Source organism: Oceanidesulfovibrio marinus (genome assembly GCF_013085545.1).
GTDB lineage: Bacteria > Desulfobacterota > Desulfovibrionia > Desulfovibrionales > Desulfovibrionaceae > Oceanidesulfovibrio > Oceanidesulfovibrio marinus.
The window spans coordinates 4,355,125-4,366,830 of record NZ_CP039543.1 but is presented as its reverse complement, the minus strand read 5'-3'; the positions used below and the strand labels follow the sequence as shown (position 1 = coordinate 4,366,830).

At 66.6% G+C, this 11,706-nt stretch carries 12 protein-coding genes; 5 read left to right on the top strand and 7 right to left on the bottom strand.

The annotated features are described in order from the left end of the window. Positions 1-9 precede the first annotated feature (9 nt). The 5 genes from E8L03_RS19150 (at position 10) to recJ (ending at position 4,586) form a co-directional block, all read left to right on the top strand. Positions 10-264: a DUF370 domain-containing protein gene (locus E8L03_RS19150; protein WP_144307301.1), complete on the top strand. Its 255-nt coding sequence runs from the start codon at positions 10-12 to the stop codon at positions 262-264. Next, positions 261-884, top strand: coding sequence for a guanylate kinase (gene gmk, locus E8L03_RS19145; RefSeq protein WP_144307302.1), 624 nt, complete (start codon positions 261-263; stop codon positions 882-884). The genes E8L03_RS19150 and gmk overlap by 4 nt, the downstream gene beginning before the upstream one ends. A gap of 4 nt (positions 885-888) precedes the next feature. After that, the gene (locus E8L03_RS19140) at positions 889-1,797 is read left to right on the top strand and encodes a tetratricopeptide repeat protein (RefSeq protein WP_144307303.1); all 909 of its coding nucleotides are present in this window, start codon (positions 889-891) and stop codon (positions 1,795-1,797) included. Then, positions 1,794-2,657 (top strand): HDOD domain-containing protein, encoded by an 864-nt coding sequence (locus tag E8L03_RS19135; protein WP_171268225.1) that lies wholly within the window; start codon positions 1,794-1,796, stop codon positions 2,655-2,657. The genes E8L03_RS19140 and E8L03_RS19135 overlap by 4 nt, the downstream gene beginning before the upstream one ends. Positions 2,658-2,840: 183 nt before the next feature. Continuing rightward, entirely contained in the window at positions 2,841-4,586 is a 1,746-nt protein-coding gene (recJ, locus tag E8L03_RS19130) for a single-stranded-DNA-specific exonuclease RecJ (RefSeq protein ID WP_171268224.1), read from the top strand. Between the two features lie 148 nt (positions 4,587-4,734). Here recJ and lipA read toward each other — a convergent pair whose 3' ends face one another. The 7 genes from lipA to E8L03_RS19095 are packed head-to-tail and all read right to left on the bottom strand — an operon-like array spanning position 4,735 to position 11,664. Then, positions 4,735-5,592 carry a lipoyl synthase gene (lipA, locus tag E8L03_RS19125; RefSeq protein ID WP_171268223.1) on the bottom strand — a complete coding sequence of 286 codons (858 nt, stop codon included), beginning with the start codon at positions 5,590-5,592 and terminating at the stop codon, positions 4,735-4,737. Next, positions 5,519-6,208 (bottom strand): lipoyl(octanoyl) transferase LipB, encoded by a 690-nt coding sequence (lipB, locus tag E8L03_RS19120; RefSeq protein WP_171268222.1) that lies wholly within the window; start codon positions 6,206-6,208, stop codon positions 5,519-5,521. Before lipB ends, lipA begins: the two co-directional genes overlap by 74 nt. Further along, positions 6,205-7,413, bottom strand: a complete 1,209-nt coding sequence (locus E8L03_RS19115) for a small ribosomal subunit Rsm22 family protein (RefSeq protein WP_144307308.1) — start codon at positions 7,411-7,413, stop codon at positions 6,205-6,207. Before E8L03_RS19115 ends, lipB begins: the two co-directional genes overlap by 4 nt. After that, on the bottom strand, positions 7,410-9,065 hold the full coding sequence (locus E8L03_RS19110) for an ASKHA domain-containing protein (protein WP_171268221.1): 1,656 nt from the start codon (positions 9,063-9,065) through the stop codon (positions 7,410-7,412). The genes E8L03_RS19115 and E8L03_RS19110 overlap by 4 nt, the downstream gene beginning before the upstream one ends. A gap of 27 nt (positions 9,066-9,092) precedes the next feature. Then, entirely contained in the window at positions 9,093-9,965 is an 873-nt protein-coding gene (locus E8L03_RS19105; RefSeq protein ID WP_144307310.1) for a DMT family transporter, read from the bottom strand. A gap of 21 nt (positions 9,966-9,986) precedes the next feature. Continuing rightward, positions 9,987-10,781 carry an ABC transporter ATP-binding protein gene (locus E8L03_RS19100; protein ID WP_144307311.1) on the bottom strand — a complete coding sequence of 265 codons (795 nt, stop codon included), beginning with the start codon at positions 10,779-10,781 and terminating at the stop codon, positions 9,987-9,989. Beyond that, the gene (locus tag E8L03_RS19095) at positions 10,768-11,664 is read right to left on the bottom strand and encodes an ABC transporter permease (protein ID WP_144307312.1); all 897 of its coding nucleotides are present in this window, start codon (positions 11,662-11,664) and stop codon (positions 10,768-10,770) included. The genes E8L03_RS19100 and E8L03_RS19095 overlap by 14 nt, the downstream gene beginning before the upstream one ends. Between the last annotated feature and the right edge of the window lie 42 nt (positions 11,665-11,706).

Below are 11,706 nucleotides of genomic sequence, written 5' to 3'. Positions count from 1 at the left end.
TTGTACACCATGCGCCCCGTCAAGCTCCTGAATATCGGTTTCGGCAACTACGTTGTCGCCAGCCGCGTGGTGTCCATTGTCACGCCCACGTCCTCGCCCATGCGCCGGCTGCGGGAAGACGCCCGCCAGGCAGGCAGGCTCGTGGACGCCACCCAGGGCCGCAAGACACGATCCATCATCATTACAGACTCGAATCACGTGCTCCTTTCGGCCATCCAGGCCGATACGCTGGGGCAGCGTTTTGCACAGGAAAGCGAAGAATGAACACCCCCCGCCCCGGCATAGCCCTTATCCTTTCCGCCCCCTCGGGAGCCGGCAAAACCACCCTGGTCAAACGCCTCACCAGCGAGTTCGACCGCTTTGCCTACTCCATCTCCTACACCACGCGCGATCCCCGCGAAGGCGAAAAAGACGGTGTGGACTACCATTTTGTCACCATGGAGCGCTTCGAGGCGCTCGTGGCCGAGGGGTTCTTTGCGGAGTGGGCCCGCGTACATGACAACTGTTACGGCACGCCCATGGCGTCCGTGGTGGCCAACCTGCAGCAGGGGCGCGACGTCCTTTTCGACATTGACGTCCAGGGCGCGCTCTCGCTCAAACGCTGGCTCACCGGCGCTTACGTGTTCATCCTGCCTCCTTCGCGGGCGGCGCTTCTGGAACGCCTCACCGGCCGCGGCAAGGACCCGGACGACGTGGTGGCCACGCGCATGCGCAACGCCGAGCAGGAAATAGCCATGGCCAAAGAGTTCGACTACTACGTGGTCAATGATGCGCTCGACACGGCGTACGACGAGCTGCGCGCCGTGTATCTGGCCCAGGCGCAACGCCGCGGCGCCCATGTCGGGCTGGTGGACAAGCTCCTGGAACAATGGAAGACGGAGTAGACCCATGACGGCCGAAAGCGACCACAACAACACGCCTCACGATCCCCAGGGCGATCACGGCACGCAACACGGCCATCCCTCGTCCGCGGACCATCGTGAAAAAATCTACGGCATCTTCTCCTCGCAGAGCGTGCAGAAGGTGGGCACGGGCACGTCCGTGCGCAAGACCATTCAGAAAACCTTCTGGATGGCCAAGGAGCTCGACGACGGCGTGGTGGAGATCCAACCCATCAACGTCAACTTCGTGCCCTCCGGTCCCAAGCGCAAGATCGCCAAGGACGACCTCATCACCAAATTCTCGCCCGAGCCCGAGTACTACGTACAGACCGTGTACCCGGCCATCCGCAACCTCAACCAGAAGATCGAGGAAGGCGAAAAGCACCGCGAAAAGGGCGAGCACTTCTCGGCCGAAAACAAATTCCAGAAGGCGCTGGAGGTGGACGTGGACAACGTGCGCGCCAACTTCGGCCTGGGGCTTACTTACCTGGAGCGCGGGGAGAGCGAAAAGGCCGACAACATCTTCGAGCGCCTGGTCAAGCTGGACGCCGCCTTCGAGCCCGAGCACAAGCATCTGTTCAACGACTTCGGCATCAACCTGCGCAAGAACAAGATGTACGACCAGGCCCTGGAGTACTACAGCCGGGCCGAGTCCCTGGCCACGGCGGACGAGAACCTCTACTACAACATCGCCCGAGCCTACTTCGAGAAGCACCAGATCGCCGACACCGCCCACTACCTGAGCAAGGCGCTGGAGCTCGATCCCGAGCACGAGGCGGCCACGCAGTTCCTCCAGTGGCTCAAGGACAAGAACCTGCTGGATGACGCCACCCTGGCCGAAGCCGGCGCCCCGCCTGCGGAAACGCCGGACGCAGGTGAACGCGGACAGCCGGATGAACAGGGAGAGCCTGAATGACCGACCAGCAACACGGACAGGATTTTCTGGCGGAGCTGAGCAACGTCAAGCAGGACCTGCCCTACTCCCTTTCGCTGTTGCGCGACCTCTTCGGCATGACGGGCGAGTCCTCCCGCGCCTCCATGGACGAAATCGCCCAGACCATCGCCCACGACCAGGGCCTGACCACCAAGATCCTGGCCCTGGCCAACTCCGCCTTCTATGGCTTGCAGGCCAAGGTCAGCTCCGTGTCCCGCGCTATCACCCTGCTCGGGCTCAAGGAGATCCGCAACCTCGTGCTCATCCTCGGCGCCCAGGCCGTTACCGTGCGCCACACCCTGCCGGAGTCCTTCCGCCTCGGCCCCTACTGGCGGCATCAGCTCAGCGTCGGCGTCATCGCCAAGACCCTTGGCGAGAAACGCCAGGTGCGCGACCCGGACATCCTCTTCACGGCCGGGCTGCTGCACGACTTCGGCAAGCTGCTCACTGCCCTGCACCGGCCCGTGGACTGGCTGGCCATCCAGGACATCGCCGCGGACCGGAGTCTGCAACACAACCTGGCCGAGGAGGAGTACTGGGGCCTGGAGCACGGGCTCATCGGCGCCATGACGCTGAACTCCTGGAACCTCCCCCGGGAGCTGACCGAACCGCTCAACTGGCACCACAGCCCGGCCCTGGCCGGGGATTTCAAGGACGACGCCGCGGTCATCTGCGTGGCCGACGCCATGCACCACTGGATTGAGGACTCGTCGGTCCCGCTCCTCCGGCCGGCCGAGGCGCTCCTCGCCGACTGGGAATGGGACCTGGACGAGACGACGGCCCTGTGCGGCGACGCGCTCGACGACGACTCCATCGACCAGCTCGCGGCCGCCCTCATCTAGGACGCTGTTGAAAAAATACTCTCACGGCAGGCTGTTCAACAATCACGCTGGCGCACACGAAAAGTTCACGGCCAACGCGTATACACGATACGCGACGGGTTGAGCTTTTTACGGCAACGCAGCCAGCCTGCCAGACGCTCAAGCATCCGGCGCACGCGCCGGTCTCATCAGGATTTGCCTTTCATGCGCTGGAAATACCGTACGCCTCCCGACACGCCCAGCGGCGCGTCGTACACCGAAGCCCCCTCGGAAATCCTCGAACGCGCCGAAGCGCTCGACGTCTCGCCCATCGTCACGGAGCTGCTCTGGCGCCGCGGCATCGAGGCCCTGCCGGACATGGACACCTACCTCTCGCCCGGCCTGCGCCATCTCGTCAGCCCGGCAGACTGGCCCGCCCTGGCCCAGGCCGCCGAGATCGTGGCCAACGCTGTGCGCCAGGGCCGCACCATCGCCGTGTGGGGCGACTATGACGTGGACGGCGTTACCGCCTCGGCCATCCTCATCAGCTTCCTCACCCGCCGCGGCGTCTCCGTGCTGCACCATCTGCCCGCGCGCCAGGAGGAAGGCTACGGCGTGAACCCCGAAGGCGTGGAGGCTCTGGCCACCCAGGGCGCCGAGCTCCTCGTCACCGTGGACTGCGGCATCGCCGACAGCCCGGCCATCGCCCGCGCGCGGGAGCTGGGCCTGCAGGTCGTGGTTACGGACCACCACCTCCCGCCGCCGGAGCTGCCCCCGGCCCACGCTATCCTCAATCCGCGGCTGGAGCCCATCCCCTGCCCCACTCTGGGCAACCTTGCCGGAGCCGGTGTGGCCTTCTTCCTCGCCGCCGCAGTCAACAGCCTGCTCGGACCGGACGCCAACAACGGTGCCTTTGACGTGCGCGAGCTCCTGGATCTCGTCTCCCTCGGCACCCTGGCCGACGTGGTGGACCTCAAGGGCCAGAACCGCATCCTGGCCAAGAACGGGCTGCTCCTCGTGGCCGAAGCGCCCCGGCCCGGCGTGGCCGCGCTCAAGGAAGCGTCCGGCTTCGCGCGCAAGGCCGCCCTCGGCGCCGGGCAGGTCGTCTTCGGACTCACTCCGCGCATCAACGCGGCCGGCCGCATGGGCCTGGCCGAAGACGCGCTGCAAATGCTCCTGGCCCCGGACTTCGACGCAGCCTGGCCCTTTGCCCAAAAGCTGGAAACACTCAACAAGGAACGCCGCGCCGAAGAAGACCGCATTCTGAAGGAAGCCCTGGCCCAGGCCGCCACCCAGAGCGAGCGGCTCGGCCTCGTGCTCTGGGGCGAAGACTGGCACCCCGGCGTGGTGGGCATCGTGGCCTCGCGCATCGTGGAGCAGACCGGCAAGCCCGCCCTGGTGCTCTGCGCCGAAGACGGCCACCTCAAAGGCTCCGGCCGCTCGGCGCACCACTTCGACCTTTACGCCGGCCTCACGGCCTGCGCCGACCTGCTCACCCGCTACGGCGGCCACACCCAGGCCGCCGGCCTGGCCTTGGAAAGCGAGAACGTCGAAAAGCTCCGCAACGCCTTCCACGCCGTGGTGCTCGAACAGCTCGGCCCGGAACCGCTGGCCCACTCGCTCACCGTGGACCGGCCCCTGGCCTTCTCCGACATCGACTTCACCCTGCTCAAAGAGCTCGATCTGCTCCAGCCCTACGGCATGGGCAACCCCGAGCCTGTCTTCGTCTCCAACCCCGTGGAAGTCCTCGGCCTCCGACGCTTCGGCAAGGAACGTATCCACGCCTCCCTGGAGCTGCTCGACAAAACAGCCCGCGCCCAGCTCCGCGGCAAGTACTGGCGCAAAGCCAACGCCCTGCCCGACTCCATCAAAGGCACCATGGTGCGCGTGGCCTTCACCCCCAAAATCGACCGCTACGACGGCGTGCCTAAGATCGAACTCCAGATCAAAGACATCCAACCTGCTGATTAGCCAACAATGGTAGCGGGGGACGCTGTCCCCCATGCCCCCTGCCAGGGGAATTCAATTCCCCTGGACCCCAGAAATGGGTCCAGGGAGCTTAGCTCCCTGGCGGGAGCCCGAGGGCAGCGCCCTCGGGCCCATCCTTCGCTTATTTTTCTTAAATCTTCTCAGCCTTGTAGCTGCTGCGGACGTGCGGGCCGCAGAACATGTGGCGGATGCCGTGGTGACGGCCGCAGGCGGCGTACTCATCGAAATGCGGCGGCGGGACATAGCGATCGGGCTCCGGGTGAAGGCGGGAAGGGGCGAGGTACTGGCCCACGGTAACCATGGAGCAGCCGGCGGCGGCCAGGTCGCGGATCACGGCGTTGACCTCGCCATCGGTCTCGCCGAGGCCGACCATGAGCCCGCTTTTGGCCGGTACGCCGGCCGCGGCGGCGCGAGACAGGAGGGTAAGGGACTGCTGGTAGTCGGCCTGGGGTCGGATTGCTGGGTAGAGGCGCGGCACGGTCTCCACGTTGTGATTGAGCACGTCCGGTCTGGCGTCCAGAATTGTGGACAGATCGCACTCGGAACCGCCGAGGTCGGGGATGAGCACCTCCACGCTCACGTCGGTGTTCTGCTTGAGGGCGCGGATGGTGGCGGCAAAGTGCGCAGCCCCGCCGTCGGGCAGGTCGTCGCGGGTCACGGAGGTAACGACCACATGGCGCAGGCCGAGCTCGCGGGCGGCCTCGGCCAGGCGGCGGGGCTCGTCCGGGTCCACGGGAGTCGGTGCACCAGGCGTGATGTTGCAGAAGGCGCAGTTGCGGGTGCAGACCGCGCCGAGGATCATGAAGGTAGCGACCTTGCGCGAGAAGCACTCGAAGATGTTCGGGCAGCGCGCGCTTTGGCAGACGGTGTGCAGGCCGCGTGAGGCGAGCAGACGCCCGGTCTCGGCGAACTCCTTATTGTCGGGGAGCTTCACCCGCAGCCACGGGGGAAGCCGCTTGGTGCGTTCGGAAGGCTTGGACAAAGGCATGTTTGACGTGCTCCATGGGTATGGGCTCAGGGTACGGTCGACCGGCGGATTCGGCAAGGCGGCGGTGCTCCAGGTCGATGGACGTGGCCCGCGCACCAGCAATGCCGCACGGCACCACCCACTCGAAGGGGCCCAGGTCCGCGCCCACGTTGAGGGCGAGGCCGTGGTAGCTGACCCAGCGACGCACGCCCAGGCCGATGGACGCGATCTTGCCGCCATCGGTCCAGACGCCGGGAAAGCCCTCCCGGCGATGGGCTGACACGCCGCATTCGGCGCAGACATCGATGGCGCATTGTTCTAAAAATTGGACAAAGGCGCGCACTCCGCCGGGACGTTTTGCCAGCCGGAAGACCACGTAGGCCACGAGCTGGCCAGGGAAGTGGCAGGTCGCGTCGCCGCCGCGCTCGGTGTGGCGCACGGTGATGCCGCGTTCAGTCAAGACGGATTCGGGGACCGTGAGCCCCTGGGCGCGGCCGGTGCGGCCGATGGTCACCACGGGCTGGTGCTCCAGCAAAAAGAGGGTCTCGTCGGCCCCGGCCTCCACGGCATCACGGCGTTCCAGCTGGATATCGTGCGCGGCGTCATACTCGATCAGTCCAAGATCCTGGACAATCACGACTCGTCTCCGAGCTCCGCAATGGGCGCGCCGGACTTGGGATCGCGCTCCGGACCGCTGGGCGGCTGTACGAACACGCGGGAGCCCTGCGTGGGCAAGGCGGCGCGGCTGGCCGCGCGCAGCAGCATGAGCCCCTTTGGTGTGCAGACATAGGCGCCCGAGTCACCGGACTCGCCGGATTCGCCCAGGGAAAAAGCGTTGGACAGCACCCGCGCTTCAAGACGCTTCGCCTCGCGCGGGGCCACTTCCCTGGCGGCGAGCAGCGCGAAGCTCAGGGAGACGTCCTCCCGGCCAAAGCCGGCTTCCTTGGTGAGCTTTTCCAGCCACTCAGGTGCGCCGGTGGCTGCGGCCTTGAAGTGGCACCACGCCTGGCCCCGGCCGTGGGCCCCGAGCACGGAGCACGGGAAGAGCGAGCCGGAGGCGGCATGTGTGGACGGCGCCGGGCACGGCGCAATAGCGCTGAAGCCGCGCTCCTGCGCAACCTCGCGGGCGTTGGAGACCATGGTGCCGCCAAGCCGGGTGCCGGGCTCGATGATCAGCGCGCCGGATGTAGCCCGCTCCAACAGAGGGCCAATCCGGCCGGCCACGGCCCCGCCCGGTGAGTCGTCGCGGGAGGTGGCCAGCTCGTTCAGCAGGTTCGCGGCAATGAGCAGATCGTAGCGCTTGGGCAGATCGCGCACGCCGCCGGGCGCAGGCTTCTGCACCAGGCGCACCTTCCAGGCGGCGCGGCCGCCGGCCAGCCCGTCCAGCAGCTCACGGCCGATCTTCATGGCCTTGCCGGCCAGGTCCAGGCAGCTCACGGACCAGCGGGCTTCCCGCCGCTCCGGCAGGGCCAGCCAGAGGGCCTGGATTGTGGTCAGCGGACCGCTGCCGGCGTCTACAATTGTGGACTCTTCGGGCAGCATGGAGAGCAGCGGCTCGCGCAGGCCGGTGAACAGCCGCGTGAGGCGGTAGAGGTTCCACGGCAGGAAGTAATAGAGGTACGCGCCGAGGAGCGCCGGGTCGCGCAGGTAGTCCGGCGGCCGGTCGCTGCGTTCGCTGGTGAGGGCGCGGGAGAGGCGCTGGATGGCGTCCGGCAGGCCGGCGCGGTGCTTGCGCTTGAGCGGATAGGCGCGCGAGAGCAGATCGGGATAACGCTCCAGAAACGCCGCGGCCTCGTCGGGCAGCGGCGGCAGCAGCGTGTTTATGGCAAAGGGTTTGGTCATGAATGCGTAGCGTGGTCAAAAGTCATGGCGGCTGCAAAGGCCGCGTGGAAGCCCCCGTCGGATGCGAGGTCGAGTACCTGCGCGCGCCGGGCGAGCTGCGCCAAGCGCGTGCGCAAAGAAGTTTCATAGCACAGGAGCTTCGCCCCCTCCAGGGCCAGATTTCCGGCAGCGCGCAGGCGCGGCGCGATGCCGCGGGGGACAAAGCCCAGCCCTTCCAAATCCGCCGGGGAGACGTGCTCGCCCAAGGCGCCGGCCAGCTGCACCGAATCCAGATCGCCGGCCGTGATCCCGGCCGCGGCAAGCAACACGTCGAAAGCCACATGGAACGCGGCCTTGACCTTGAGCAGCTCCTCCACGTCACGCGGATCGAGGTGCAGCGGCTGTCCATTTTCCTGGACAAGGGGCAGCCGCAGAGCGCGGTGTGCTGCGTGCTCCTCGACCGAGGCCAGAAGCCTGCGCGCCAGGGGCGAGGAGACCTCGTCCGGATCGAGGAAATGGCCGTCGCGATCCAGAGCTCCGGCGCGGATAAGGGTATGCACGAGGCTCAGGTAGCCGGTGCCGGAGATGCCGGCCGCGGTCCGAAGCATTGCCCCGCCGGCCTCCTTGGCCACGAGCCCGGCCGGAGCGAGCTCGAACCGCGTAGCCACGCCCGGTCCGGCCATGGCGCCGTGGCCCAGGCCGATGCCTTCCAGCGCCGGTCCCAGGGCCACACTGGCGGCGTGGAGCCTGACTTCTCCGCCCTGCTCCATCACCAGGATGAACTCGCCATTGGTGCCGAGATCGGCCAAGAGGAAGGGTCGCGGGATGTCCTGCCGCAGCAGGGGCACGAGCCCGGCCGCGGCGTCCGCGCCCACGAATGGGCCGATCTGCGCCGGCACATAGCAGCGGGGCAGACGCTCGGACAGGGGCGACTCGGCGTCGCCGGGATATTCGAGCCGGTACGGAGCGCGGGCCAGCCCGTCCACGCTGCGTCCCTGAGCGATGGCGGTCATGGCCGTGTTGCCCACCAGGCAGACCTGCTCCACGCGCACATCCGCGTCCAACATTGCGGGCAATGAATCGGCCAGCGCCTCCAGCCGGTCCACCACCAGGGCCTGAAGCTCGCGTGCGCCGTCCGGATCAAGGGCGTAGCCGATGCGCGACATGACCTCGCTGCCGGCGCCGAGCTGCGGGTTGAGCTCCACGCCGTGGGCCACGCATATTTCGTTCTGCATGGCGGCCCAGTGCAGGCTGGTGGTGCCCAGGTCCACGGCCAGACAAAGTCCCACAGGCCCTTCCCCAGCGGCACCTCGCGTCGCGCTTGGTTTGGCGTCTGGCGTGGCATCCGCATGCATGCGCCGGCCATCCTGCTCGATGTCCGGCGCGAAGATCACCGCCCCGTCCGGTACGGCCTGGGCCTGACGGCGGCAGGCCAGCCGCCAGCCGTCGGCGATCTCTTCAGGAGCAAGCAGCTCCTGCTCGGACGGCTCGGCCGCCGGGGCCAGGGACGCATCCTCGAACCGGACACGACACAGGCCGCAGCGGCCCAGGCCGGAGCACAGCGGCCGCGGGGGCAGGAAGCCGTGCGCGAAGATCTCCTGGGCCAGGGTCCTGCCGGGCCGAGGTTCCACGGTTCGCGTCGCGCCGTTTGTGCGTTTAATAATGAAGCCCATACCTTACCCTGCTACCCGACTACCCGACTAACCAACCAGGGCGACAATGGCCGCGCCCAGGGCCATGAGTCCCGCGCCGACCAGCCGGCGCCGCATGTTGCTTTCCTTGAACATGACACCTCCGTACAACACGGAGATCAAACCATTCAAGCGTTTTACGGCAACCATGTACGCGGCGTAGGTCAGAGAGAGGGCCAGGTTGTGGCAGACGATGTGCACAAAGAGCACGCAGCCGATGAGCAGCCCGGCAACGGGTCGCTCCAGCAGCGTCGCGGGCCGGATTGTGCGCGTCAGAAACAGCGCAACCAGGATCGCCGTGTTGTGGATGATGAAGAAGCTCATGCCGGCGAAAAGGGGCGAGGAATGGAGCAGGAGATCCTTGCCCATGACCACGGCAAAGGCGAAGACAATGGCCGCGCCGAGCATGAGCCGCGATCCAGGATCGGCGACTATGGCCTTGAGCGGGGCGAGCAGATCGTTCTCCCGCCGGGGGCCGCCGGCCGTGAGCACCCAGCTGCCGAAGACAATGGTGACGATGCCGGCCACACCCAGCCAGGACGGGACCTCATCCAGGAAGAAGAAGCCTGTGACCACCGCGAAGATGGGCGTGAACGCCTGGAATGGCATGGTCAGGGAGAGCGGCGACATCCTGACGGCCGCGTACGTGAGCAGCATGCCCAGGGCGTTGATCGGCACGAGCACGGCGAGCAGGCTCCAGAAGCCGGGCGCGATGGGCGGTATGTCCACAAAGACCAGGCCCAGCGCGAACAGCGGCAGACTGTAGGCGCAGGGATAGGCCACGATGTACAGCGGCGGGAGGTCTCCCAGAGTGCGCTTGGCCACGGCGACCTCGCTGGCCGAGAAAAATGCCGTGGCGAACGCGAGGAGGAACCAGAGCACAGAATTACCAGATTGGGCGGATCAGGCCAGGAGCATTCTGTCCGAGGTGAGCTTTTCCCCGCGTACGGCGTAGAACTGCTGCAACAGGTCCTCCACCGTGAGCTTGCGCTTGTCCTCGCCCTCCACATCCAGAATGATCTCGCCCTGATGGAGCATGACGAGCCGGTTGCCCATGGCCAGGGCCTGGTTCATGTTGTGCGTGACCATAAGCGTGGTGAGCTTCTCGGCCTCCACGATCTGCTCGGTGAGCTCGATGATCTGTGTGGCGGTCTTGGGGTCCAGGGCCGCGGTGTGCTCGTCCAGGAGCAGCACGTCCGGCTTGACCATGGTGGCCATGAGCATGGTGAGCGCCTGGCGCTGGCCGCCGGAGAGCAGCCCCACCTGGTCCTTGAGCCGGAACTCCAGCCCCAGGCCGAGGAGCGCCAGCTTCTCGCGGAAGAGTTCGCGGTCCTTGTCCTTCACACCCGTGGCAAGGCCCCGTCGCGTGCCCCGGCGCAGGGCCAGGGCGAGGTTTTGCTCGATGGTCAGGGAGGCGCAGGTGCCCTTGAGCGGGTCCTGGAACACGCGGCCGAGGAACTTGGCGCGCTTGTGCTCCGGCCATTTGGTGATGTCGTGGCCGGAGAGCACGAGGCGGCCCGAATCCGGCAAAAAGCCACCGGCCACGCAGTTGAGCATGGTGGACTTGCCCGCGCCGTTGGAGCCGATAACCGTGACGAAGTCCGCGCGCTCCACGATGAGGTCCAGGCTTTTCAGCGCGAAGACCTCGTTGATGGTGCCTTTGTTGAAGTACTTGGTAATTTTCTCAAGAATGAGCACGGGACATCACCTTGGCCTTGATCTGCGGTGAGACAAGCGCAACGACCACCAGGATGGCGGTGATTAGGTTGAGATCCGAGGGCGTGACCGAGAACGCGCCGAGCTCCAGGCCCAGGGCCAGGGCAATGGCCAGGCGGTAGACGATGGAGCCGAGCAAAGCGGCGATGAGCGGCCGCGCCACGCCGCGGTGGCCGAAGACGGTTTCTCCCACAATGACCGAGGCGAGGCCGGCAACGATGGTGCCCACGCCCATGTTCACATCCGCCGCGCCCTGGCTCTGGCAGACCAGCGCGCCGGACAGGGCGACCAGCGCGTTGGAGAGGCCCACGCCCAGGATGATGACGATGTTCGTATCCACGCCCTGGCTCGTGATCATCTGGGGGTTGTCGCCGGTGGCGAGCATGGCCTGGCCCCACTCCGTGTGCAGCAGCCAGATGAGACCGCAGACCACGATGATGGCGATGGTGCCGAAGAGCGTGAGCGGCGCCAACGACGACGGGATGCCCAGCGCCTCCAGCGGGTCCAGCACCGTGGGCTTGCCCAGCAGCGTCATGTTGGGCCGGCCCATGATTCGAATGTTCACCGAGTAGAGGGCGATCATGGTCAGGATAGAGGCCAGCAGGTGGAGGATCTTGAACTTGGTGTTCAAAATGCCCGTGACCATGCCGGCCAGGAACCCTGCGCCCATGGCGAGGATAATCGCGATATACGGTGGCACGCCGGCCGTGATGGCCACGGAGGCTACAGCCGCGCCCAGGGGCAGGCTGCCGTCCACAGTCAGGTCCGGGAAGTCGAGCACCCGGAAGGTGAGGTAGACGCCGAGGACCATAAGCCCGTACACAAAGCCAGATTCCACGGCGCCGATGAATGCGTAATAGCTCATAAAACAAAGTCGAGGCGGAGCCCTGAACGAGGACCCCGCCCT